This window comes from Natrinema sp. 1APR25-10V2 (assembly GCF_031626495.1).
Taxonomy (GTDB): Archaea; Halobacteriota; Halobacteria; order Halobacteriales; family Natrialbaceae; genus Natrinema.
The window spans coordinates 774,619-796,974 of record NZ_JAMQOJ010000001.1; the positions used below are offsets into that span (position 1 = coordinate 774,619).

The 22,356-nt window shown below is 59.6% G+C and carries 24 protein-coding genes and 1 tRNA gene; 12 read left to right on the forward strand and 13 right to left on the reverse strand.

The features are described 5' to 3' along the window. Positions 1-22 precede the first annotated feature (22 nt). Positions 23-520: a hypothetical protein gene (locus NDO75_RS04010; protein ID WP_310904805.1), complete on the reverse strand. Its 498-nt coding sequence runs from the start codon at positions 518-520 to the stop codon at positions 23-25. 1,275 nt (positions 521-1,795) lie between these two features. On the opposite strand from NDO75_RS04010, the gene NDO75_RS04015 reads away from it, so the two are divergent. The 3 genes from NDO75_RS04015 (at position 1,796) to NDO75_RS04025 (ending at position 4,541) form a co-directional block, all read left to right on the forward strand. Next, entirely contained in the window at positions 1,796-2,077 is a 282-nt protein-coding gene (locus tag NDO75_RS04015) for a PadR family transcriptional regulator (RefSeq protein WP_310904803.1), read from the forward strand. Between the two features lie 729 nt (positions 2,078-2,806). After that, the gene (locus tag NDO75_RS04020) at positions 2,807-3,157 is read left to right on the forward strand and encodes a hypothetical protein (RefSeq protein WP_310904806.1); all 351 of its coding nucleotides are present in this window, start codon (positions 2,807-2,809) and stop codon (positions 3,155-3,157) included. Between the two features lie 991 nt (positions 3,158-4,148). After that, positions 4,149-4,541 carry a cupin domain-containing protein gene (locus NDO75_RS04025; RefSeq protein WP_310904807.1) on the forward strand — a complete coding sequence of 131 codons (393 nt, stop codon included), beginning with the start codon at positions 4,149-4,151 and terminating at the stop codon, positions 4,539-4,541. Between the two features lie 115 nt (positions 4,542-4,656). Here the strand turns inward: NDO75_RS04025 and NDO75_RS04030 are convergent, their stop codons facing one another. Continuing rightward, on the reverse strand, positions 4,657-4,983 hold the full coding sequence (locus tag NDO75_RS04030; protein WP_310904808.1) for a hypothetical protein: 327 nt from the start codon (positions 4,981-4,983) through the stop codon (positions 4,657-4,659). Then, positions 4,983-5,492: a calcium-binding protein gene (locus tag NDO75_RS04035; RefSeq protein ID WP_310904809.1), complete on the reverse strand. Its 510-nt coding sequence runs from the start codon at positions 5,490-5,492 to the stop codon at positions 4,983-4,985. The genes NDO75_RS04030 and NDO75_RS04035 overlap by 1 nt, the downstream gene beginning before the upstream one ends. Before the next feature lie 548 nt (positions 5,493-6,040). Here NDO75_RS04035 and NDO75_RS04040 point away from each other — a divergent pair. Together NDO75_RS04040 and NDO75_RS04045 are read left to right on the forward strand one after the other, a co-directional pair. Continuing rightward, a complete protein-coding gene (locus NDO75_RS04040; protein ID WP_310904810.1) occupies positions 6,041-6,316 on the forward strand; it encodes a PadR family transcriptional regulator in 276 nt (91 codons plus the stop codon). A 95-nt stretch (positions 6,317-6,411) separates the two neighbouring features. Further along, a complete protein-coding gene (locus NDO75_RS04045; RefSeq protein ID WP_310904811.1) occupies positions 6,412-6,717 on the forward strand; it encodes a hypothetical protein in 306 nt (101 codons plus the stop codon). 259 nt (positions 6,718-6,976) lie between these two features. Here the strand turns inward: NDO75_RS04045 and NDO75_RS04050 are convergent, their stop codons facing one another. After that, on the reverse strand, positions 6,977-8,002 hold the full coding sequence (locus NDO75_RS04050) for an ester cyclase family protein (protein ID WP_310904812.1): 1,026 nt from the start codon (positions 8,000-8,002) through the stop codon (positions 6,977-6,979). Positions 8,003-8,540: 538 nt separating this feature from the next. Between NDO75_RS04050 and NDO75_RS04055 the strand changes: the two genes are divergently transcribed. Continuing rightward, positions 8,541-9,359: a winged helix-turn-helix domain-containing protein gene (locus tag NDO75_RS04055; protein ID WP_310904813.1), complete on the forward strand. Its 819-nt coding sequence runs from the start codon at positions 8,541-8,543 to the stop codon at positions 9,357-9,359. A gap of 467 nt (positions 9,360-9,826) precedes the next feature. Here NDO75_RS04055 and NDO75_RS04060 read toward each other — a convergent pair. Together NDO75_RS04060 and tatA are read right to left on the reverse strand one after the other, a co-directional pair. Then, positions 9,827-9,899: transfer RNA gene (locus NDO75_RS04060), tRNA-Arg, on the reverse strand. Positions 9,900-9,915: 16 nt separating this feature from the next. Next, positions 9,916-10,236, reverse strand: a complete 321-nt coding sequence (gene tatA, locus NDO75_RS04065) for a twin-arginine translocase TatA/TatE family subunit (protein ID WP_310904814.1) — start codon at positions 10,234-10,236, stop codon at positions 9,916-9,918. Between the two features lie 204 nt (positions 10,237-10,440). Between tatA and NDO75_RS04070 the strand changes: the two genes are divergently transcribed. After that, positions 10,441-10,920 (forward strand): redoxin domain-containing protein, encoded by a 480-nt coding sequence (locus NDO75_RS04070; RefSeq protein ID WP_310904815.1) that lies wholly within the window; start codon positions 10,441-10,443, stop codon positions 10,918-10,920. Positions 10,921-10,988: 68 nt separating this feature from the next. Then, the gene (locus tag NDO75_RS04075; protein WP_310904816.1) at positions 10,989-11,804 is read left to right on the forward strand and encodes an HD domain-containing protein; all 816 of its coding nucleotides are present in this window, start codon (positions 10,989-10,991) and stop codon (positions 11,802-11,804) included. A 227-nt stretch (positions 11,805-12,031) separates the two neighbouring features. Here the strand turns inward: NDO75_RS04075 and NDO75_RS04080 are convergent, their stop codons facing one another. Continuing rightward, positions 12,032-12,256, reverse strand: a complete 225-nt coding sequence (locus tag NDO75_RS04080; protein ID WP_310904817.1) for a MarR family transcriptional regulator — start codon at positions 12,254-12,256, stop codon at positions 12,032-12,034. A 274-nt stretch (positions 12,257-12,530) separates the two neighbouring features. Between NDO75_RS04080 and NDO75_RS04085 the strand changes: the two genes are divergently transcribed. Next, positions 12,531-12,725 carry a DUF1427 family protein gene (locus NDO75_RS04085; protein ID WP_310904818.1) on the forward strand — a complete coding sequence of 65 codons (195 nt, stop codon included), beginning with the start codon at positions 12,531-12,533 and terminating at the stop codon, positions 12,723-12,725. A 33-nt stretch (positions 12,726-12,758) separates the two neighbouring features. Here NDO75_RS04085 and NDO75_RS04090 read toward each other — a convergent pair whose 3' ends face one another. From NDO75_RS04090 to NDO75_RS04115, 6 genes are all read right to left on the reverse strand, one after another. Next, complete coding sequence (locus NDO75_RS04090; protein WP_310904819.1) at positions 12,759-12,920, reverse strand: hypothetical protein; 162 nt, start codon at positions 12,918-12,920, stop codon at positions 12,759-12,761. Between the two features lie 89 nt (positions 12,921-13,009). Beyond that, positions 13,010-14,848 carry an FAD-binding protein gene (locus tag NDO75_RS04095; RefSeq protein ID WP_310904820.1) on the reverse strand — a complete coding sequence of 613 codons (1,839 nt, stop codon included), beginning with the start codon at positions 14,846-14,848 and terminating at the stop codon, positions 13,010-13,012. A 2-nt stretch (positions 14,849-14,850) separates the two neighbouring features. Further along, positions 14,851-15,723 carry a succinate dehydrogenase/fumarate reductase iron-sulfur subunit gene (locus NDO75_RS04100; protein WP_310904821.1) on the reverse strand — a complete coding sequence of 291 codons (873 nt, stop codon included), beginning with the start codon at positions 15,721-15,723 and terminating at the stop codon, positions 14,851-14,853. Position 15,724: 1 nt separating this feature from the next. Next, positions 15,725-16,090: a succinate dehydrogenase gene (locus NDO75_RS04105; RefSeq protein ID WP_310904822.1), complete on the reverse strand. Its 366-nt coding sequence runs from the start codon at positions 16,088-16,090 to the stop codon at positions 15,725-15,727. Further along, positions 16,090-16,518 carry a succinate dehydrogenase, cytochrome b556 subunit gene (sdhC, locus tag NDO75_RS04110; RefSeq protein WP_310904823.1) on the reverse strand — a complete coding sequence of 143 codons (429 nt, stop codon included), beginning with the start codon at positions 16,516-16,518 and terminating at the stop codon, positions 16,090-16,092. Before sdhC ends, NDO75_RS04105 begins: the two co-directional genes overlap by 1 nt. Positions 16,519-16,690: 172 nt before the next feature. Next, positions 16,691-17,776, reverse strand: a complete 1,086-nt coding sequence (locus NDO75_RS04115; protein ID WP_310904824.1) for a succinylglutamate desuccinylase/aspartoacylase family protein — start codon at positions 17,774-17,776, stop codon at positions 16,691-16,693. 184 nt (positions 17,777-17,960) lie between these two features. Between NDO75_RS04115 and NDO75_RS04120 the strand changes: the two genes are divergently transcribed. From NDO75_RS04120 to NDO75_RS04130, 3 genes are all read left to right on the forward strand, one after another. Beyond that, entirely contained in the window at positions 17,961-18,713 is a 753-nt protein-coding gene (locus NDO75_RS04120) for a GNAT family N-acetyltransferase (protein ID WP_310904825.1), read from the forward strand. 369 nt (positions 18,714-19,082) lie between these two features. Next, on the forward strand, positions 19,083-20,552 hold the full coding sequence (locus NDO75_RS04125; protein ID WP_310904826.1) for a flippase: 1,470 nt from the start codon (positions 19,083-19,085) through the stop codon (positions 20,550-20,552). A gap of 109 nt (positions 20,553-20,661) precedes the next feature. Further along, positions 20,662-22,005 carry a RimK family alpha-L-glutamate ligase gene (locus NDO75_RS04130; RefSeq protein WP_310904827.1) on the forward strand — a complete coding sequence of 448 codons (1,344 nt, stop codon included), beginning with the start codon at positions 20,662-20,664 and terminating at the stop codon, positions 22,003-22,005. Positions 22,006-22,356 lie beyond the last annotated feature (351 nt).

Here is a 22,356-nt window from a genome sequence, read left to right on the forward strand (position 1 = left end):
ACGTAACCACCGGTCGGGAGGGTTAGTAGTCTCGGTGACCGGGACAGGCGTCCCAATCCGTGCCTGGAATCGTGCGCTCTTCGAAGACGCCTAGACCTAACATGACCTCCTCGCCTCCCGCCTCGGAGAGGTCGACCGCCGCCGTGCGGAAGTACATCTCGTAGATCCGTTCGTCGAGGCGTTCCACCTCGACGGGATGGGCGAGTCCGTCGGTGTCCTCGGGCAGCGACACCGCCTCCTCGTCGTCGTGAATCTCGAACCGGTCGGCGTGGCCCAGGAAGATGTCGTCCAGGAATTCGACGTCTTCCGTGTACGTGTCTTTCGGGAACCGCACCTCAACGGCGATGTACTCCTCGGTCATCTCCCGGACCTCGATCCGGAGACCCTCCTCGGACTCGGCGGCCCCGCGGCCGGCACCGAGGCCGGCCAGCGCCGTCGAACCGGCGATGAGTCCGCCCATCGTCTTGAGCATGTTGCGCCTCGAACCCGTCTCGCTCGCGTTCGTGTTGGTCTCGAACATTGTGTTTTCCTCGCAACCGCACGTGGACAGATGGGAGAGAGGGCCGTAGAATCTATTGTTCAATAGTACAATAGACCGAATTTGGGGGCGGGCTAATTATCTAGGGCAGTTCCGCGGCAGTCACGCGCGATCTACCAAGGCCGAATTGTGCCAAGATGGGGTGCCTACGGGTAAGTCTCAATGCCGTGCACGACACCCACAGACGTGTCCCTAGAGAGCGGTGAATCCGGTGAGAGATTTAGTCTCTGTATTCAGCAAATCAGTTCTGTTTACTGCCAAAGATCCAATAGAGCCGAAATTCTATAAAGAAGCAACTGACCTAGAGTCGGTGCAGGAGCCTGTTTCTCCCCGGCAGATTGAAGAACGAGGCGAAAAGCCGACGGTCCACAGCCACGACTGGCGAGTAAACTACAATGGGAGACAGAACGAGCGGTGTACGTGTTCGTGGTCGCAGTGCCAGGCGTCAATAAGCTTGAGCCAGACTGTGTCGTGATCGATCACGCAGTAGATGCCACTCCGGACGACGGACGCCCCAAGTGTGATCATGTCTGGGAGGAACTCGGATTTACAACGGTCTGTACCGAGTGTGGCCAGGAGCGCTAACAGCTATTGGCGGAACCCTGATCGCGTGCGACAGATGGCTCAGCCGCAGCGCTGACAGACTGATGGTAGGTCGGTGGCTGGCGCGCGATTATATATCAGTATTTTCATATGTTCATTGCATGATCTCCCGGATTGGCCTCTTAGTTCCCGAGAAAACCGGAGTTTCAACACCTCATACCCGTATTTTCTGTTGTTTTCGCCGCCAGGTTTGTTACTCTATTATTATTGTGGTTGACCGTGATGTTGGATGGACGGATTCGCAGGACAGGGGCGACCCGCGTTCCGGGACGAAACGAAATCACGGTGGATGTGGGACGGTGATTTAAAAGGAAGGCGCCGCCATCTGCCAGACGTGGACCGTTCCCTAAGGGAACGAGCGCTCAGAGAAGGTATAAAAATGACGGCTGTAGGTTACTGTCGTCCGCTGGTTCTCTCGAGCTATGGCTTATAAAGCGGGCGTGGCGGGCTTTCGGTCCCCCGTGGAACGATTTCACTTGTACAACAATATTTGATCGCTGCTCTAGAACGACATTTTCGTGCTCTCAATCCGTATTAGAGGATTGATAGGTTCGCTTTGAACGGGTTTGGAAACCGGCGAAAGGTAGTGATAAATAGTCATTGGCTGGGCTCGTTATCCCTATTTTTATGCCGTTGATCATCATGAGGACTGATATGTACGATCTGACCGGTTTCCAGCGCGATCTCCTGTACGTTACCGCGGGACTGGACGAACCGCACGGCCTCGCGCTCAAAGAAGAACTCGAGAACTACTACGAGAAGGAGATCCATCACGGTCGCTTGTATCCAAATCTCGACACACTCGTTGATAAGGGACTCCTCGAGAAGGCACAGGCCGATCGCCGGACGAATGTGTACTCGGTGACGCGGCGTGGAACGCGTGAGATTGAAGCCCGCCGTGACTGGGAAGACCAGTATGTTTCGGATATTCTCTAAAGAACGCGATTCAGATTGAGGGCTTTGTTCCAATCCTGTTCGTTGACTCTCTCATCCTAGAATGCCACCGGTCACTACACCTACGAACAGAGCGTCGATTCTTGTTGAAGACCGTCCCGAACATATCACGGAAAACGTCTCCTGGTCGACTATGACCCAACTTAGAATTCGTAATGAGCAATCTCCTCTGATTCACAGGTAAGGCATTGGTCAACGTTATCCGGAAATTTTTCACCACAGTTACGGCATTCGTACAGCCCTGTTTTGCTGGTCTCCCTTCTCCGGATCACCATTTGCAATATACCAGTTTTGGACATTCCCACTCACCACTTGTGCATATTTATCGCGCAAGGGCATCAGTATTATTCGTGATGGTGACGAATCTCTTGGTAGATGTCCGGTTTGGATCGAACGCCTCCTTGTGACCGCCTGTCCGATCCAACACGACTTCTCGGATACGGCCTCACAGTAAGTCTACGTGCGTAGCAGCAGTACCCCTGATTGCGAGTGTTGTTTTCAAATGGAGTAACTCTTCCCGCTTCTTGTCTACGTGATTTAGTAGCTACCACTGTTTGCAGTGTCCGAAGATGTCTCGGGGTCTGTCGGCGTTGATGGCTGTGACCCAAGTGAGGAACGGTCCGGGTACGTCTCAGACACTGTGACGGTTCGATCCCAGGTGATTGTATCAGTCGTCTCACCTTCGTTTTGAGTCCGTGCCCAGGCGTCGACATGCGCTTCACCACTCTCGAATTCGGACGATTCGGGGGACTCGATAATGGTGATCCACGATTGGACGAAGTTGGGGCCGAGACAGTAGGCGGCAGTATCATCCATCGCGACAGCACCGGTCGAATTCTGCGTCACAGTGACGCGAACCTCGAGTATTTCTCCTGCGGTACAACTCGCTGCGCCGAAGACGTGAACGGTATTATTGGGCGTGTCGACTACCGCCGTTTCTTGGATACCAACGCCCGAGGCATTCGGGATTGGGAACGCACTATTGATTCGTTCTACTCGCTCACCGTCCGTGACAGCTTTAGTCGGCTCACTGTCGCCACCAGTTCCAGCGCCACCGATTAGCCCGCTTGCCGCAAACGTACTAATACCGACGAGACAAACTAAACTCACTGCGATTACAGCGATCCAGCGACTTCGGTTACTAGGACTCGATCCCCCTTGCTTCGTGTTGCTTAGTGTATCTCTTTCTGTACGAATCATCGTCATCTCCCTCGATCACGAGGATCCTAGAGAGGATCGAGCGGCGTCGAGATATAGATATCGGTCACTAATCCTCTATCTTCCCCATCTCCGGTTTTACGTCTACTCAAGAAGGTACAGGCCGATCACTGGACGAACACATACTCAGTGACGGGGCGTGGAACGCACGAAATCGAAGCCCGAGATGATTGGGGAAGACCAGTACGTTTCTGATCTCCTTTGAGGACCGAGATTCAGATCAAGGCCTCTGTTGCAGTTCTCTACTTCACTTCTCTCTCATCGCATGGAGCTCCTGGGTACTACACCTGCGTACTGGCTACTAGAACAGTATCTCATCCCCTATCGGAATAACGATTAACCCATATCATCACACAAGGTCAGCTATGGGGAATGAAGAAGGGGAGAAGCAGCGGGCAGTAGCAGTATGCGAGAACTGTGAGACTGCACACGCAGTCCGTCTCGGCCCTGACGGCGAAATACGACCGATTGGGAGTGGACGGGGCACTGCTTGTTCATGCGGAGAGGGTGAACTTCGCATCATGAGCGATGATGCGTCTGTTCTCGAAGACGTAGATATGTCGTAGTTGCTTCAATGAGAAGGCTGCTTGAGGAATAATCGCTGTAAAATCCCCTGGACATTACTCTGTGCTCGCCTGTTCGATTCAATGCGGCTTTTCGAACACACTGATCTCCTGCTCGGTGCATCTGCCAACGTACCACTAGTAGCATCCTGATATGAGAAACGGTAACCTCTATCGTACTGTGTAGTGAAGTCTACTCGGAGTACTTGTGGAGAAGATACGAAGGTGAGATGCTGTCGCGCCGAATCAAGTGCTTCACCTGGAGGAGACCGATGAAAGTAGCGAAAGAAGAGATTCCGACCAAGATTGACAGCCCGGACGCCGTGGCCCAGCACCAACCTGACTTCGGCGACGCGACCGACTACGGACACATGGCTGCAGAACATTTCACGGTAGCGGAAGGGACTGATCTCTCTGCACTTCTCGAAGGACTGGACAATGATCTCTGCCAGTCGCCTCACTGGGGATACGTCGTAGATGGTGCGCTGACCGTCACCTACGCCGACGGCAGCGAAGAAGCCGATGAGGGTGGCGATATGTTTTACTGGCCACCCGGACATACGGTTCGGGCTGACGAGGATACGGACTTCGTTCTCTTTAGTCCACAGCACGAACACGGCGAGGTTCTCGACCACATTAAGCAGAAAATGGAGGAGCATTCCTAAGAAACCCTTTTTGCGATCTCTCTTTCCATGATACAGTTTTATTCACCGTCGCTGGAAGAGTGGATTTGGCGGTGCCACAGCGGCCCTGAAAGAGATATCTATAAAAATAAGATTGTTACTCGAGCGAGGTCGAGAAGAGGTTCAGTTGAGAACTGAACATCGACGCGTCTTCGCTGAGCGTTTCACTGTCATCGACACTGAGCGTCTGTCCAAGGACGAACAGAACAGTCGTTGGTTCCAACGGGCCGCTATCGCTCTGATTCCGGACGACGTACCCGTTGTACTCGTCTGGCTGTGGGATTTCCGGAACGGTCTCTCCCTCGGTGGTCTGAAGCAGTCGCACCGACGTTCCCTGCTCGAGCTGGGAGACGACATCGAACGTCGCACCAGCCTCATAATCGTAGGTGAAGAGCAGGATGCGCTCTTCTCCTTCTTGCACCATTATTCTCCACCTCCATTCTCAGTGGGAGTCTCGTTCGCCGTCTGATTCCCCTCGTCCGTCTGGTTGCTTTCCGTTCCGCCACCGTCGCCCAGTGACGTATTGAGGAGGTTCAGGTCCGAACTCAGCACCGAGGCCTCTGGTCCGATCGTTCCACTATCACCGCGACTGAGCCTGCCACCGCGCACAAACAGGAACGTCGTGATCCCCGCCCCTCGGCCGATATCGTACCGGATGATATGCCCGGCCCATTCGTCGGGTTGGGAGATCTCCGCCACCGGTTCGTCGTCGACCTGCAGGATGTCGACCGTCGTCCCTTGCTGCAGCGGATCAACGACGTCAAAGTTCGCCCCGGGGTAGTAACTGTCCGCGAAGACCGCGATCTGGTCTTGCTGGGCCGCGACTGTCGCCGTGCCGAATGCGCCCGTTCCGAGCGTCAGTGCCCCCGTCATAAGGGCACTCTTCGCCGTGAACGACCGCCTCGTGTCGCCTGCCGCTTCTTGTTCACTCATTCTCCCTCACTGTGGTGTCCCCCCTTCTTCCAAGGGACGTCTTTCATGTGCTAGCAAATAGCATAAAAAGCGCTGATCGTTCTCTCAATAGATGGCCGTTCGTTGGAAGATAATAGACCTTGGTGCACAGTAGCCACCTGATTATAGAAGTTTTCCATATTCATCAACAGATGATGTGTACTATACGTTTCTGGTCTCTCACTTTTGTCTGACAATTTCCAATCGAATGCCAATTCCGTGTTAGGCCAGAACCGGACGCTACTGAATGGCGAAAAACCCGGTATTAGACCGTTGCTTCACCGTTATAGGTTGTCCCCTCCCAAAGTGGTCGCCCGTTTTCTCTACGTTGCGGCCAACACGCTCTGAAGAAGAAGTGGTAACAGAGCCACTGTGGATTACCGGTTATGAAACTGCTAGTAGCAGATGTTTCCTCATCATGCCTACTTGGAGTATACGAGAGTTCACTAGGGTTTAGGTTCTTGTTATAGTAATATACACGCAGATGCGGGAAAGATGTCAAATACAGATTCGTTGAAGTCTCACGCGAGATGCACGACCTCACCGGCTTCCAGCGCGACCTCCTGTACGTCATTGCAGGTGCCGATCAGCCCTCCGGCCAAGAAGTGAAAGACGAAGTCGAGATCTACTACAGTTCCGAGATCAATCACGGCCGCCTCTACCCGAACCTCGACACCCTCGTCAACAACGAACTGGTCGAGAAAGGTCAACTCGATCGCCGGACGAACTACTACGCCATCACCGACGCAGGCGAAGAACAGATCCAGGAGCGTCGGGAATGGGAAGAGCAATACATTGAACTGTAAGTGGGAGGCTCGTTTTCGGCTGTTCGGCATAGTCTCCGAGATCTACTGCTCCGTCGACAGGAAGGCTTATACTGGCAGAATCGTGTTCTCAGAGTATGCCACCTGAGGGAAGTCTGACAAATAGTATCACAATCGTTGGCAGGGGAGTACCAGCGAACTACGAAATTACCGTCGACGGTGATATCGAACTGGTCGGCGCTGACCCGCTCGAGGAAGCAATGGTCGTCACAGACCATGCTGCGGAAGGCGCGGTCGAGACCGGTGTGATGCGGTTCAGGTTCTCCGGCGAGATGGCGAACGTCCACCTCGTCGATTGGAACGGCGTTCCCGCATCTGAGTCGCAGAGTACACCAGAAGCGCATATTGATTACGGCGTTCCTGCCCGAGACTGCAGTATCTAACTAGTGTCGTCTCACCGTCTGAAAGATAGCGATCACATATCTATCAAAACAGGATATAACACGGAAGATAGTTTTTTACAGAGATACTGGTGAACCAGTCATGGGTGAGGGCCCATGACACCATTGAGATGTCCCAAGTGGACTAGAGTGACTCGACGTAGAAGCGTTTGATACAACCAGCTAGCGCCGGGCACTCGAAAAGAAGCGGCCTGATGCGTCGGGGGTGATCAAGGCGGGAGTCAACTGGGACAGCAGTTGGTTAGCCTGTGGGTGTGTCAACGGCGTCGAGTTGCTGGAGCAGCCCCCACGTATCGGTCAGAGACACGTCTTTGACGAGTTGTCCGCCCTCGATGTGGTGACGCACCACCCCACTTAATTCGACCTCCTTGCCCGTTGGTTCGATGCCCATGAGCTCACCCTGGTGGGTGGCCTGTGCTGAATAATCGTCAACGATTGTAGTTCCATCAACGAACCGATTGTCGACTGTGAACGTAGCGTCGGGGAATGCCGTCCGAACCCCTCGGACGTCTTTTTTCAACGCCTCAGGGCCGTGCATCGGTTGCCGACCGGATTTCTGCAGGACATAATCGCTCGCCGCTACTTCATCGATGACTGCTAGGTTCCCATTGTTGAAGGCTTCTTCCCAGACGCGGTCGACGAGCCCCGCTGCCGCATCACTGGCTTGTTGGGCGAGTCCGTACATATCATTGACCAACCACTCCTCAGCGATCCTGCCATCGCGGAACCGGTGCAGCGAGAATCCCGTAAGTTCGACCGACGCGCCCGAGGCCGGCAAATCCAGCGGTGCGAACCGACCGTCATGAGTGCCGGAGGCTGTGACGTAGGCGACTACGTAGTTTCCTTCTGCTATCAGCTGCTGCACGTCGAACTGGAGGTCCGGGATGGCCCTATTGTACGCCTGGATAGCCTGTAGTAACCCCGCGGTATCGATCGGTTCGGGTCCAAATCCGTGGCCAACAAAATCGGAGGTATGGATCCTCTCAATCTTCTCAAGGTTCCCTTCGGCGGTATGCTGGTAGTGTTGTTCGACAATTCGCTTGTACTCGTCTGTTTCGTCGTTCGATGCTGCGTCGGTGCCGGAGGCCGCCGCGCTTCCGGCGGATAGCGTAGCGCCAGCCGCCAGTAAGCCCAGTAGCGTCCGTCGGGTAGTGGATGCTGCGCCGTCCTGCACGAGACCGCCGCTGGGTTGCTCCCCAGTGGCCGATGCACCGTCGCCGGCCGCCTCGGAGTGTGCGTTGAGATCGCGTCCGTTCTTGAGTGTCATGGTGAATCAATCGTTCCGTGGTTCTGGCAGTAGTCTGTATGTCTGCCTCACCGAGGGATTCCAGCAGGATTGACGCGTCAAGGGTCCAGCCCTATCTGCGATGGAGTCGATGTCGAATCGGACAACTTCGGGTGCCTGCAGCAGGCATTGCTGATCATCAGGTGACTCCCACAGGCGCTGGATATGGCTACTACCTTCCAGAGGTGGTCGCCGTAGTCTGTGTGTCCCAATGGATGCCATCGGTGAGTTCCTCCATCCCCCAACTGGTTTTCTGTTAGCGCCACGTTCCTCGCGTTGGGATGCACCTAAACAGAGGAGAGAGAACGTGATACCCTTACTCGATGGCCGATACTCTACGGTGTAGGACTGTTCCCAGCGTACGGATGGTGGCAGAATCAGACGGTATCTGCTCTTTTCGGACAGGCCGTGATAAACAGAAGGCCAGCATTATCCCTCTCACTTCGTGGAATCGCTCCCACGATGTGCTCATAAGTGCACCCCATGAACATTGATACCAATTGGCAGTATAGGAATAGCCATGAACGAGCCCGACCCGGTTTTAGGAGACGCGCTCGAGGATATCGCATACCTCTCGCGGTCGGAGAACCGAGTCCGGATTCTCGAAGCGCTCACGTCCGAGGCGTACCCACGCCGCGAATTAGAGGAAGTGACGGGGACTTCTCGGACGACGCTCGGCCGAATACTTAGTGAACTCGAAGAGCGTGGGTGGGCCGAACGAGCCACTGACGGGGCCTACGTGGCGACACCTGCGGGAAAACTCATCGCAAACGAGTTCCGGCCGCTCGTGGAGGCGATGCGGACTGTTCGGAGTCTCGGCGAGGCGGTAGCGTTGCTCCCGACTGATGAACTCTCAATTGAACTCCGACACTTCAGTGACGCAACCGTCAGACGACCGAAGCCGAACGAACCAATCGAGATCGACAGATATCTCGCCGACCTCATCCGCGATGCTACCGTCTTTTATGCGCTCACATTTCTTGCTCCGCCGTTGGCTGTGGGAAACGCTATGCGGGACGGTGTCTTGACTGGTCGATTGACCGCAGAACATGTCCTGGCTGGGGGGCTTGTCGGGTATCTCCACGACCATCCGGATGGCCCGCCACCCTGGCAGGACTATATCGAGGCCGGCGCCAAAGTGTACCGCTATGATGGTCACATTCCGTGTAACCTATTCATCATGGACGAGACAGTGCTTCTAGAGAATAGCCAAGCAGAGAAGGAGGTAGTTGATACTGTCATTGAGAGCCAGAATGAGAACGTTCGGACATGGGCTCTTGAGTTGCTTGAAGCATATCGAGAGAAATCGGAACGAGTCGACGCTGAGATGTTTGCTTAGCCGTCACCTCCTGTCAGTTCGGTGGCTGGCGCGCGGCAGTTCCACGGGGATAATGTTGCTAGTTGGTATGCGTGGTACGGTTTTCTAGAAGGCGGGGAACATGGTGAGACGTGTGGGGAACCTAATTGAAGGAAATTTAGGCGGGAAGAAAGCGGTCGAGCCGGAGAGCCAGAAGGAGGTAGCTGGCGCGCGACAATATATAAGAAAGAGTACTTATTATACTCCGTGAGTCCCTGAAGTAGCCTTTACCATCTCCAACACCGGGAAATCAGTGCCTTGAGCCCGCTTTTGTCGGTAAGTATGCCAGTCCCCATCCTTTTGGTGGTTGACCTTGGTTTTGGATGTACGGATACGCAGGACGGAGTGGACCCGCGTTCCGGGACGGAACGAAATCACGCTTACTGGCCTTAAAAATGAAAGGGAAAGGTCTACGCCATCTGCTGGTTCTATCGGTAATCACCATCATACGGGCGTGGCGGGATTCGAACCCACGATCAGAAGGTTAGGAACCTCCTGCCCTCTCCGCTAGGCCACACGCCCCGGCGTGAAAAGAACGTTAGTTGGTTTCCGTTTCGGTTTCGGTTTCGGTTCCGGTCTCGGTCGTCGACTCCTCCTCGGTGGTGACCGGCTCCGTGTCGACGAAATCCTCGTTCTGCTGGTCGACACTGTCGGTCTGACCAGTTTCACGCATTTCCTCGAGCTCCGTTTCGACCTTCTCGCGCCCCTTCTGGAACTCACCCATGGCCTCACCGGTCGACCGTGCCAGCTTCGGGATCTTGTTGGCCCCGAACAGCAGGATCGCGATGATCAGAATGATTGCGAGCTCCGGAGGCCCCATGCCGCCGGGGATGAACAGCGGTGCGGTTTCGACTACCATCTCTATGCGTGGCTTACCCGCTGGCAATTATAACCTTTTTGGACCGATAAGGCAAGCAAGCGGCCGCGACAGTCGCCCTGAGCGCGAGATTCGCGAGAACTACGTTCGTTGTTAGCCGTAGCGATCCGCTCCTTGCTCGTCGGAATATCCCCGGCGATTCCGCGAGCGAAACTGTCTTTCCGGGTTGGACGCAATACCCGGACGATGGTAACGACCGGAGATGCCGCACCCGACTTCACCGCACCGCTCGCAAACGGCGACATCGAGGAATTCACCCTCTCGGAGCGCCTCTCAGACGAAGCACCGATCGTTCTCGCGTTCTTCCCCGGTGCGTTCACCAGTGTCTGTACGACCGAGATGTGTGCGTTCCAGGACCGCCTGGCCGACTTCAACGACCTCGACGCCACCGTCTACGGCATCAGCCGGGACTCCCCGTTCACGCTGAACGAGTTCCGCGAACAGAACGGCCTCGAGTTCGGCCTCATCAGCGACTACAACAAGGAAGTCACTGACGACTACGGCATCGCGATGGACTTCGCCGATCTGGGCGTCTACGGCGTCGCCAAGCGAGCCGTGTTCGTCGTCGACGGCGACGGCGAGATCACGTACGCGTGGGTCAGCGACGATCCCGGCGTCGAGCCCGATTACGACGAGGTCGAGGCCGCCGTCGAAAACCTCTCCTGACGGATCGGTACGAACAGCCCCACACGCGACGGCGCAGAGCTTTTTATGCAGGCAGCCGACGTTCCGGTATGAGTGATTCTGCCGCCGACGAGGACCCCCGCCGCGTCTACTCTCCCAACGACGATCACGCCTTCCCCGACGAGAAGCTAAACGCCGTCCTCGAGTACGTCAAGACCGACGACGAGATCGCGGCCTACCTCGAGGCCCAGAACGTCAACGCGGTCGACCGGATGCGGTACAACGATCACGGGACGAAACACATCGAGATCGTCCGCAACCGGGCGCTGTGCCTGTACGATCTCCTCAAGCAGGGTGACGTCGACTTCAACGGCGCGCGCCAGCAGGGGTTGGCCGAGGCCGACGAGTCGGTCATCATCGCGCTCGCGGCGACCCTCCACGACGTCGGCCACGTTGTCCACCGCGACAGCCACGCCTACTACTCCATCCCGCTCGCTGCGGACATCCTCGAGCGAGTCCTCCCCGAGTTCTACGACGTCGTCGATACCGTCCGGATGAAAGGCGAGGTGCTCCACGCGATCCTCTGTCACCACCGCTCGGAGACGCCCCTGACGACCGAGGCTGGCGTCATCCGCGTCGCCGACGCGCTGGACATGGAACACGGCCGCTCCCGGATCCCCTACGAGCACGGCGGCCGAGGCATCAACACCCTCTCGAGCCAGGCCATCAGCCGCGTCTCCCTCCAGCAGGGCGACACCACGCCCGTCATGGTCGAAATCGAGATGACCAACGCCGCCGGCGTCTACCAGGTCGACAACCTGCTCAAGGCCAAACTCGAGGACTCCGGGCTCGAAGAGGAGATCCGCATCGTCGCGCTCAACACGAACGAGAACCGCGAGCAGTTGGTCGAGCGGATCGAACTCTAAAAACGGAATTTTATCCTTTGGGCTGGCCCTCGATAAAATTTCGATCAAAAGCACTCCCCCTTCCTCTCCGCTCACTTCGTTCACTCCGAGTCAGTCGTCGGCCCGCTCGCTCGACTGCGGCCTCGCTCGCGGTGAGTGTCGGTGGATCGCCTGCCCTTCCCCGGATCACGGGTTCCTCGCAGCGCTCGGAACCCGCTCTCGGCCGTTCGAATCGGTCGACCTGCGATTTAGGCGAGTTCGAACTGTCCGTCCCGGCGCTCGAGGTACCCCCGATCCCGGAGTGTCCCGGTGATCGAGAGGACGGTCCCCTTGCTGACCGCGAGGTCGTCACAGAGTTCCTCGGCGGTCGCGCTCCCGCCGGCGGCGAGATACAGGTACACCAGTTTCGCTCGAGCGGAATCGAGGTCGGTCGGTATCGATGCATCGATCTCCGTCGTCGTTGTCGAGGTCATACTTGCACCACTCTTTTTCGACGATAATAAATCATCTCTACAACGATCGTCGAAAAAGTGCGGCCGAATAGGGGGGTCGTCCGTTGTCGACGACACACCTGTCGGTCGTCGATCAGGCATATCGCCCTTCGGAACCCGCCGTTTCACCCGTACCGTGGGATAGTCGATCGTCGTGACCGCAATCGATCGACTCAGCAGTCGTCGCGTTGCCGTGGAGGTGAATCGATGAGCAACTGGTTACTTATAGGGCCTGCGACGAGTCAGTACGATAGCAATGTCGACGCAGCTCACTGTCCTCGCGCTCCTGACCGGATTGGTCACCGGCGCACTGTTCCGATTTCTCAACATTCCGATCCCGGCGCCGCCGGAACTGCCCGGGATTATGGGGATCGTCGGAATCTACCTCGGCTACAAAGTAGTCGAACACGTCGGCGTCGGCATCGATCTGCTCGAGACGCTGGGACTATAGCGATCCGCCCGAGCGGCGAGAGCGACCGCGTTCTCAGGCCGCCGACCCGCTACTGAAGAAAAATCGCATGACAACCCAGAGCACCACCAGGAGCGCTGCGGGTGCGAACACGACCGCCACGAACAGCAGCGGACCGGTCAGAATGGAGGCGCTCGAGAGAGACGCGACGATACCGAGCAGTGGAACGATGCCCATATATCGCCATTAGCTGGGGAAGGGATAAACGATTCTACTCGAGGTGGCGGTCGGATCACGGCCGCAAAAACGGAGACGGCGATTCGCGGTCAGTAACTGCGTTCTTTCGGCTCGTAGGTCTTGTTCTCGCCCTCGAGGATGACCGGGCGGTAGAAGATCGAGGGCTCGCCGTCGTCCCACGAGATGAGCGTGTGCTTGAGCCAGTTCTCGTCGTCGCGAATCTGGTTCTCCTGTCGCCAGTGTGCACCGCGGAACTCGTTGCGGACGAGCGCGCCGAGCGCGATCGTTTCGGCGACGTCGATCAGGTTTCGCGTCTCGATGGTCTGCTGGAGGTCCGTGTTGAACGTCCGCGACGGGTCGTCGACGTAGACGTCCTGATACTCCTGACGACACTCGCGGATAACCTTCAGCGCCTTCTTGATGCCCTCCTCCGTGCGGAAGACGTTGACGTAGTCCGTCATCGCCTGCTGGAGCTTCGAACGGATCTCGGCGTGCTGGACGCCGTCGTCTTTGTCCATCAGGCGGTCGACGCGCTCGCGGGCGCTCTCGACTTTCCGCTGGAGAACGCCCTCCGCTTCGGCAGCGACACCGCCGTCTGCGGCGACGCCGCCGGCCGTGTCGAGGCCGGCTTCGCCGGGTCGGACCGGGAGGTCGGCGTCGGTCTCGTCTTCGACGTCGTCGCCGTAGCCGGTCCGGATCTCGGCCTCGCCGAGGTCGTCACCGGCGGCGTGGCGGCCGGCGCGCTTGCCGAAGACGATCAGTTCGGGCAGGGCGTTACCGCCGAGGCGGTTGCCGCCGTGGACGGAGACGCAGGCGCACTCGCCGGCGGCGTAGAGGCCGTTGACGCAGGTCTGGCCGTTCTCGTCGACCTCGATACCGCCCATCGCGTAGTGCTGGCCGGGCTTGACCGGCATCGGCTCGACGAGGCCGTCGACGCCCTCGAAGTCCTCCGCGAGGTGGAGGATGTTCTCGAGGCGGTCCATGATGCGCTCTTCGCCGAGGTGGCGCATGTCGAGGTGGACGTACTCGTCGTTGACGCCCCGTCCCTCGTCGACCTCGGTGAGTTCGGCGCGGGCGACGACGTCGCGGCTGGCGAGTTCGCCGGAGTTGTTCGCGTAGCCGTACTCGAACATGAACCGCTCGCCCTCGCTGTTGTAGAGGATGCCGCCTTCCCCGCGGACACCCTCACTGATGAGGACACCCGTGGAGGGCAGCGAGGTCGGGTGGAACTGGATGAACTCCATGTCCTCGAGGGGCGCGCCCGCACGATATGCCATCGCGTGGCCGTCGCCGGTACAGGAGACGGCGTTGGTGGTGTGGTCGAAGGCCTGCCCGGGGCCGCCGGTCGCGAGGACGACGCCCTGGTTCGCTTTGAAGCCCTCGATATTGCCGGACTGAACGTCGTAGGCGACGACGCCGTGACACTCGCGGTCGTTCGGGTCCGGTTCGTCGGTCGTCGCCAGATCCATGACGTACCACTCGTCGTAGACCTGAATGCCGCGTTTGACGACCTGCTCGTACATCGTGTGCAGCAGGTGGTGGCCGGTCTCCGCTCCGGCGTACGTCGTCCGCGGATAGGAGAGGCCGCCGAACGGACGCTGGGAGACCCGGCCGTCCTCCTCGCGGGAGAACGGCATCCCCCAGTGTTCCAGATTCATCGTCTCTTCGGGGGCGTTCTTCGCGAGGGTCTCGACCGCCGGCGCGTCGCCGAGGTAGTCCGACCCCTTCATCGTGTCGTAAGCGTGGAGTTCCCAGTCGTCGCCCTCCTGTAGGGCGGCGTTGATGCCGCCTTCCGCCGCGCCGGTGTGGCTACGGACGGGGTGGAGCTTCGAGACCATCGCCACGTCGGCTCCCGCTTCGTGCGCCGCGACCGCCGCTCGGAGGCCGGCACCGCCTGCGCCGACCACGATAACGTCGTGTTCGTACATGGTTACCAGAACTTCAGGTTCTTCTTGACCGCTTCCCGCTTGAGCTCCTGAATGTGCTCGGTGAGCGGAATGTCTTTCGGACACACCTCGGTGCAGGAGAACTGGGTCTGGCACCGCCAGACACCGTGTTCCTGCTCGAGGATGCGGAGTCGGTGCTCTTTGATTTCCTCGCTCTCGCGATCGTCCATCGCGAACTTGTAGGCCTTGTTGATCGCCGCAGGACCGAGATACTCGTTGTCGCCGGCCGCGATGTTACACGAGGACATGCACGCACCGCACCAGATACACCGCGAGGACATCTTGATCTTCTCGCGGTTTTCCGGGCTCTGGCGCTGTTCCTCGAGGTCATCGGTCGCGGGCGTGTCCTCGTCCTGGAAGTACGGCTCGACGGTGTGCATCTGGTCGTAGAAGTGGTCCATGTCGACGACCAGGTCCTTGACGACTTCCTGGTGGGGCAGCGGTTCGATGCGAACCGGCTGCTCCAGGTCGGCGATCTGTGTCTTACAGCCCAGTCGCTGTTTGCCGTTGACGAAGAAGGCGTCGGAGCCACAGACGGCCTGCCGACAGGAGTGTCGGAAGGTCAGCGACGAGTCGTACTCGTCGCGGGCGTACATGACCGAGTCGAGGACGGTCATCCCCTTCTCGAAGGGGACGTGGAAGTCGTCGAAGCGAGGTTCCTGCTTGCCTTCGACTTCGGGGTCGTAGCGGAACACCTTGATGTGGACCGTCTCCCCTTCGAGTTCCGACACGTCGGTCGACGTCTGGTCGACCATCCCGCCCTCTTTCTGTTTCTCCGCGGCGGGCGATTCCGCGCCCTGCATCTCCGGGTCTTTCGGTGCTTCCTGGCTTTCGGGTTCGGCTTGTTGCGTACTCATGTTAGATCATCCCCGACATGGTGAGTGCCACGTAGACTCCCTGTGCGACGAGTGCGAGGCCGGCCAGCGACAGCACCGCCAGCACGGCCTTCTTCGGGCCGCCCTCGAGTCCCTGATTGACCAGCGCGTTGTAGACGCCGTTGACGCCGTGGAACGCGGCGGTGATCAGGAACAGCACCATCGTGAGGAAGTAACCGATGTTCTCCATTCGGGCCTGAGTGCCCAAGAAGGTTACTTCGTACGCGTGGTTCACGAAGTGCAGGAGGAAGAAGTGGAAAGCGAGAACGACGACCAGAAACGCCGCCGTGATGCGCTGGAGGAACCAGCGCGTGCCGCCGGGCGTGAAAGAGGAGTAGCGCTCCGCCATCAGATCGACACCCCCGTGAGGAAGGTCGGGACGCTCGCGACGGTGATCGCACCCGTCAACACCAGCGACGCGTAGAAGCTCTTGTCCTGCGAATCCAGCCCGACGCCGAGGTCGACCATTAGCAGTCGGAGGCCGTTCAGGATGTGGAAGACGGCTACCGCGAGCAGGCCGATCTCGAGCAGACGAATGAGGAACAGCCCCTCGAGTCCCTGTAGCGTCGTGGTGTAGATGTCGCTTTCTGCGCTCAGCGTCGCTGCGCTCGCATCGGCTGCGCCGATGGAGGTACTCAGCACGGCGATGTGGGTAAACAGGTAACCGATCAACACCCATCCAGTGAACTTGTGGAAGATCCACGCCCACATGCCGGCCGAGAACTCCTTCCAGCGGCCGAAGTCCTCGATGAGACCGCGATTGTAAGACTGACTCATACGCTCATGTGGTCCGTTAGACCGTGGAGGTATAGAAGTTACTTTTATCGCTGCCAGCGAACTGTATCCGAACGAAGGAATCCACGGAAACGAAACCGAATGCCGGACAAACCCCGAATCGGTTCGGGTGAATCCTTTCGGATGTCCGACTTTTTCGTCGGCAGGCGGTCGCTCAGAGGTCCGATCGCGAACTCTCGGTCGTCCGCTCGCGCTCTAAGGCGGTGAGCGTGTCCGGGGAGAGGCCGACCAGGTGACAGAGCGGGTTCCCCGGGTAGACGACCGGATTCTCGAGAACACCGACGATGAGGCCCGTGAAGGGGGCGTCGACGGTGACGATGTCCTCCTCTTCTTTGAACGGATTGGTGATGGTACAGATGACCTCCCCTTCTTCGACGAGCGCACCGCGGCCGCGTTTCATGTCGACGATGCCGCCCGCGTCGGCGCGGAGCCAGGTCTTCTCGTCGTCGGAGTCGATGACGGTCCGCCAACCGGGCCAGTGGACCGACGATTCCCGATGGCAGCCGAACTCCGCGAGGACGCTCGCGACGCCGGTGAGCGCACGGTCGATCAGCCGCCGCTGGAACCGATGGGCTTCGCCCATCTCGACGGTGATCGTGGGAATGCCGGCGTCGGTCGCCTCGCGACGGAGCGTCCCCGACGGTCCCTCGCCGGCGATGATGACGTTCGAACTGAACGCCTTGGCGAGCCTGCTCACGTCCGACCGCTCCATGTTCGCCCGGACGTGAAGCATGTTCGTCCGCCCGCGTGTCGACGTATGAAAGTCGATGCCGAGGTCGCAGGGCTCGATGAAGTTCGTGTAGATCTGGTGGGCCATCCGCATGGCGCTGGTCGACCCCTCGCGGCCGGGAAACGACCGGTTCAGGTCCCGATCGTAGATCGGGAGATACCGCTCCTGAGCGAGAAACCCGGGAACGTTCATCACGGGCAGACAGACGAGCGTTCCGTGGAGGACGGAGTGATCCCAATCGTGGGCCACCTCACGGACGACCTCGATCCCGTTGAGTTCGTCCCCGTGAGCCGCCGCAGAGAGAAAGACCGTGGGCCCGGGATGTTCGCCGTTGATCACCGTGACAGGGATTCTGACGGGGTCGCCGAGATAGGTCTCGCTGATACCGTACCGGATGTTCGCCGATTCGCCGGGGTCGACCCGGCCGCCGTTGTAGGTAAACGCCTCGTTCATAGCTTCGGAGTGAGGTGGCTCGTCGGGCGGTTCTGTCGCGGTGGCGTCGTCGCTCATACCTCCTTCTCCGGCGGCATCACCGTGAATCTTCTCCCTTCCGGGCCGTGAATTGGTGCCTTCGTGCGCTCTCGAGCGGTTCCGTGTCACTTTTTCCGGAGAAAACCCGTTTCGCTCGAACAACGTCGTGCAACATCTGGGACTGTGGGCATACGTTTTGTATCTGGCTGTAGTATGACGCTGCATGGAAATTCGTGAGGCAACTACCGACGACACCGACGCGATTCGCTCGATCGCACATGAGTCGCTCAACTCTACGTACACCGCCTTTCTCGACGAGGACACGATCGAGGATGCGGTCCAGCAGTGGTACGGCGAATCCTTTGCCGACGACCTCGACGACGATCGCCTCCTCTTTCTGGTCGTCGAGCGCGACGGCGAGGTCGTCGGCTTCTCCCAGAGCGAACTGGTCGGTCAACAGGCCAACACCGGCCACCTCCTCTGGTTGCACATCCACCCCGACCACCGCGACGGCGGGACCGGCGTCCGACTGCTCGTTCGAACCCGCGAAGCGCTGCTCGAGGAAGGCGCAGATGCCATTCAGTGTTTCGTTCTCGCGGACAACGAGGGCGGTAACCAGTTCTACCGGGAGCACGGTTTCGAACGGGCCGGCCAGCGCGAGGTCGAGATCGGCGACGAAACGTTCACGGAGAACGTCTACGTCGAGAGCGACCTCGAGGACGACGGCGAGTGGGGCGCGATCGACGAGCTCTCGGTGGACGGCGAGACGATCTACGTGAGCTACGGCGAGGCCGCCCGCGGATCGAAGGCGCCGTTTTACACGGCCTACCGGACGAAGGATCGACACGATCGATACGCCTGGTTCTGCGGGAACTGCGACTCGATCGACAACGCGATGGACGCGATGGGTCGAATCGAGTGTAACAACTGCGGGAACAGGCGGAAAGCGACTCGGTGGGACTCCTCGTACCTGTAGACCGATTCGGAACCCGTTTTCCGCTCTCGGTTCGCGTCTTTTCTCAGCGTCCGATCGGGACCCGCCTGCCGGCCGTTCGATCTCCCTACCGATGATCTCTCTCCGCGTCACTCCGCTCTTCGGTTCGTACGGGATGCTTTCGGTCGTTTGAATCGCGTTACCACCGGGGATCGTACCCGAGCCGCTCCGAACGCGGTCCAGAGCGACCTCCGTGCCGGGAACCCGGCCGTCACCGCGCTCGTTACGATCGGTTTCCGACAGTTGTCCCCGCATTACAATTGGTCGATCCCTCGATGCGGGGAGTACGTTGGTCGCTATCGGCTGCACCGTCTGGCGGATACGCGCGTCTCATCGCACCCATTACGTCGAATGAACAGGGAGGATCACATCGTTCACGGCTTCAAGGCAACGCTCGTTGCGCGCGCGATCTACATGATCTCGAGCGCGCTGCTAATGTTCGTACTGGCGCGGTACCTGCTCGATCCGGACGGGTACGGCGCGCTGTACTGGGCGATCGGGGTGCTGGCTATCATCCAGCTGTTCGCGGATCTCGGTCTCTCGCGGTCCGTCGCCCGGTATCTCTCGGAATACCGCGAGGCGGATTCGGGACAGATACCCTATCTCCTCAAGACGACGGTCACGGCCAAACTGGTCCTGATATCGTTCGTCGCGTACGTCCTGTTGCTCTTTCACGACTGGATCGCGATCGCGCTCAACGAACCGAACGCGGCCCCGTTTCTCGCGGCGGGCGTCCTCTATCTCGTCGCCTACTCCGCGAGCACCTTCTCGCAGGTGGCGTTTCAGGGGTTCAACCACCTCGGCTACAGCGCCATCGTTCAGGCGATCAGCGGCGCGGCTCGGCTGCTCTTCGCCGTCGTCTTCGTCCTCGCCGGCCTCGGCGCGCTCGGGGCCTTTTTCGGCTACATCGTCGGCTACGCGATCGCCGGCGTCGTCGGGCTCGGTGTACTGTACTACGGGTTCTATCGGCGTTACGACGCGGCCGACGAGTACGAGGACGGCCTCTCCCGTCGGCTCCTCGAGTACAGCGTGCCGCTGACGGCGACCCAGAGCGCGAACGTCATCGACAAGCAGATCGACATCGTGCTGGTCGGACTGATCTTGAATCCCGCCGCGGTGGCGTTCTACACGCTCGCAAAGCAGATCTCGGACTTCCTTCTCGCGCCGGCGGCGTCGCTCGGCTTCACGATCTCGCCGAACTTCGGCGAGCAGAAGGCGGCCGACGAACTCGCCGAGGCGCGGCGGATCTACGAGAAATCGCTAACCAACGTCCTGTTGCTCTACATCCCGGCCGCGGCCGGCCTCGCCATCGTCGCGGGGCCGTTCCTGACGATGGTCTTCGGGCAGGACTACGCGGCCGCGGTGCCCGTTCTGCAGGTACTCGCCGGCTTCGTCGTGTTACAGGCGATCACGAACCTGACCAGTGACAGTCTGGATTATCTCGGGCGTGCTCGAGCGCGCGCGATCGCGAAGGGGCTGACGGCGCTCGCGAACCTCGGCCTGAACATCGTGTTGATCCCGCGAATCGGCGTCGTCGGCGCGGCGATCGCGACGGTCGCGACTCACTCGGTGTACGTCGCGGTCAACCTCTACGTCGTCCACACCGAACTCTCGCTGAACGTCACGCGGCTGGCTCGCACGACGGCCCTCATCTGTGCGATCACCGGCGTGATGGCGGTCGCCGTCCTGCTCGTGACGCCGATGGTCTCGAGTCTGTTCATGCTGATCGGTGCGATCACGCTCGGGGCGGTCACCTGGGCCGTGCTGGCGGTGCTGAGCGGTCTCGTCGATCCGCGGCAGGTTCGGTCGGTGATCGGGTAGGCAGTAGCGACCGCTGGACGACGCCGGCCGAATCGGCGACGAGACAGGCCGTTGAACATTGAATGGAGTGACTATCAATACTTATCCGACGGCTCAGCGTCTAGCCGCTATGGCCGGTGCCGATCCCGTAACCGTCGGGGTATTGAGCCTTCATACGAGTAAGGAAACGAAAGCGATTCTCAACGCAGTCGAAGACCTCGGCCACGACACCGAATGGCTTCGGGCCGAGAACACGTCGATCAGCGTCGAAGACGGCAGTCCCGTTCTCGAGCCGCCCGTCGACGTGATCGCGAATCGGATGCTGCTGTCGAACACCGAACAGCCCGCCGAGGAACTCGGGCTGGTCAACGCCTTCTCACAGCTCGTACCGACGCTCAACGAGCCGAGCACGGTGTTGACGGCGATGCACAAGCTCTCGACCGCGACCGCGCTCGCATCGAACGACGTGCGGACGCCAGACGTCACCCTCGCGCTCAGCGCCGATATGTTGAACGCCGCGCGGGATCGCTACGGCGAGGAAGCAGTGTACAAGACCGCGATCGGCACGCACGGCGGCGGCACGTGGAAAGTCGGCCCCGACGATCCGATCAACGCCAAGGTCGGCAACCGGTACGCCTTCCTGCAGGAACTCGTCGATCAGGAGGACGTCCGCAACCGCGACCTGCGCGTCTACGTCGTCGGCGACGAGATCGTCGGCGCGATGTACCGCTACGCGCCGGACAACGATTGGCGGACCAACGTCGCGCTCGGCGGCTCGGTCGAGGACGCGACCGACGATCTCCCCGAGGAAGCCGCCGAGATGGCGCGCCGAGCGGCGAACGTTGTCGGCCTCGACTACGCCGGCGTCGACCTCGTCGAGGGCGACGAGGGCTGGTTCGTCCTCGAGGTCAACCCGACCGCGGGGTTCAAGGGGCTCTACGAGGCGACCAAGGTGAGTCCTGCGCCGTACATCGGTAAACTGGCGATCGAACGCGCCGGCGGCGAGGTCGACGACGAGCGCGTCCGGGACCTCGCGAACGTGCTCGACGACTCCCGGCCGACGGCCCAGCCGGCCGAAGCGGTCACCCGGGACACGGAGCCGGCGGTGATCGGTTACACCGAGGAGGTCGTCCTCTCGGGGACCAGCGGCTCGAAGTCGGTGCTCGCCAAGTCGGACACGGGCGCGACCCGGACGAGTATCGACACCAGCCTCGCCGCCGATATCGGCGCCGGCCCGATCAAGTCGATCACCCGCATCCGATCGGGCAGCAGCAAGCAGTCCAAGAGCCGCCCCGTCGTCGACGTCGTCGTCGGCGTCGGCGGCAACCAACACACCGTCACTGCCAGCGTCGAGGACCGCAGCCACATGGATTACCCCGTCTTGCTCGGGCGGGACATACTCGGGAACTACCAGGTCGACGTGAGCCGCCGGGTCGACGCCGACGCCGGCGACACGCCCGAAGAGGAAGAGTAAACGGCGGAAACGCGTTCGATCACTACCCGAATTCGATTTCCGATCTCGAAAACTCTCCTGGTTGTGATCGGAAACAAAGATCGTATTCGACTCGTGTATGCTGGTAGACACCCGGCCAGACGGACAGCAGCTCGATGAACGTGGGGAGTCACGACATTCGAACTCGGGGTCGCGGGAGGCCCCACCGAGGCCGAAGCGGGAAGAGCGCCGCTACTGACCGGTTCCGACGAGTCCCCCAGCGGCCGGACTGAAGCGCCCGCAGCGGCGGTCTGCGGACCCGCACTGATGGACGACTGTCGCTTTCTCGAGCGGGTCCGGTCGGCCTCGTCGAAACCCACCGTCAGTGACGGG

Excerpts from the sequence above, each read along its gene's own strand:
- NDO75_RS04010 (WP_310904805.1), bottom strand. The coding sequence starts at position 520 with ATGTTCGAGACCAACACGAACGCGAGCGAGACGGGTTCGAGGCGCAAC.
- NDO75_RS04015 (WP_310904803.1), top strand. The coding sequence starts at position 1,796 with ATGTACGATCTGACCGGTTTCCAGCGCGATCTCCTGTACGTTACCGCG.
- NDO75_RS04020 (WP_310904806.1), top strand. The coding sequence starts at position 2,807 with ATGCGCTTCACCACTCTCGAATTCGGACGATTCGGGGGACTCGATAAT.
- NDO75_RS04025 (WP_310904807.1), top strand. The coding sequence starts at position 4,149 with ATGAAAGTAGCGAAAGAAGAGATTCCGACCAAGATTGACAGCCCGGAC.
- NDO75_RS04030 (WP_310904808.1), bottom strand. The coding sequence starts at position 4,983 with ATGGTGCAAGAAGGAGAAGAGCGCATCCTGCTCTTCACCTACGATTAT.
- NDO75_RS04035 (WP_310904809.1), bottom strand. The coding sequence starts at position 5,492 with ATGAGTGAACAAGAAGCGGCAGGCGACACGAGGCGGTCGTTCACGGCG.
- NDO75_RS04040 (WP_310904810.1), top strand. The coding sequence starts at position 6,041 with ATGCACGACCTCACCGGCTTCCAGCGCGACCTCCTGTACGTCATTGCA.
- NDO75_RS04045 (WP_310904811.1), top strand. The coding sequence starts at position 6,412 with ATGCCACCTGAGGGAAGTCTGACAAATAGTATCACAATCGTTGGCAGG.
- NDO75_RS04050 (WP_310904812.1), bottom strand. The coding sequence starts at position 8,002 with ATGACACTCAAGAACGGACGCGATCTCAACGCACACTCCGAGGCGGCC.
- NDO75_RS04055 (WP_310904813.1), top strand. The coding sequence starts at position 8,541 with ATGAACGAGCCCGACCCGGTTTTAGGAGACGCGCTCGAGGATATCGCA.
- tatA (WP_310904814.1), bottom strand. The coding sequence starts at position 10,236 with ATGGTAGTCGAAACCGCACCGCTGTTCATCCCCGGCGGCATGGGGCCT.
- NDO75_RS04070 (WP_310904815.1), top strand. The coding sequence starts at position 10,441 with ATGGTAACGACCGGAGATGCCGCACCCGACTTCACCGCACCGCTCGCA.
- NDO75_RS04075 (WP_310904816.1), top strand. The coding sequence starts at position 10,989 with ATGAGTGATTCTGCCGCCGACGAGGACCCCCGCCGCGTCTACTCTCCC.
- NDO75_RS04080 (WP_310904817.1), bottom strand. The coding sequence starts at position 12,256 with ATGACCTCGACAACGACGACGGAGATCGATGCATCGATACCGACCGAC.
- NDO75_RS04085 (WP_310904818.1), top strand. The coding sequence starts at position 12,531 with ATGTCGACGCAGCTCACTGTCCTCGCGCTCCTGACCGGATTGGTCACC.
- NDO75_RS04090 (WP_310904819.1), bottom strand. The coding sequence starts at position 12,920 with ATGGGCATCGTTCCACTGCTCGGTATCGTCGCGTCTCTCTCGAGCGCC.
- NDO75_RS04095 (WP_310904820.1), bottom strand. The coding sequence starts at position 14,848 with ATGTACGAACACGACGTTATCGTGGTCGGCGCAGGCGGTGCCGGCCTC.
- NDO75_RS04100 (WP_310904821.1), bottom strand. The coding sequence starts at position 15,723 with ATGAGTACGCAACAAGCCGAACCCGAAAGCCAGGAAGCACCGAAAGAC.
- NDO75_RS04105 (WP_310904822.1), bottom strand. The coding sequence starts at position 16,090 with ATGGCGGAGCGCTACTCCTCTTTCACGCCCGGCGGCACGCGCTGGTTC.
- sdhC (WP_310904823.1), bottom strand. The coding sequence starts at position 16,518 with ATGAGTCAGTCTTACAATCGCGGTCTCATCGAGGACTTCGGCCGCTGG.
- NDO75_RS04115 (WP_310904824.1), bottom strand. The coding sequence starts at position 17,776 with ATGAGCGACGACGCCACCGCGACAGAACCGCCCGACGAGCCACCTCAC.
- NDO75_RS04120 (WP_310904825.1), top strand. The coding sequence starts at position 17,961 with ATGGAAATTCGTGAGGCAACTACCGACGACACCGACGCGATTCGCTCG.
- NDO75_RS04125 (WP_310904826.1), top strand. The coding sequence starts at position 19,083 with ATGAACAGGGAGGATCACATCGTTCACGGCTTCAAGGCAACGCTCGTT.
- NDO75_RS04130 (WP_310904827.1), top strand. The coding sequence starts at position 20,662 with ATGGCCGGTGCCGATCCCGTAACCGTCGGGGTATTGAGCCTTCATACG.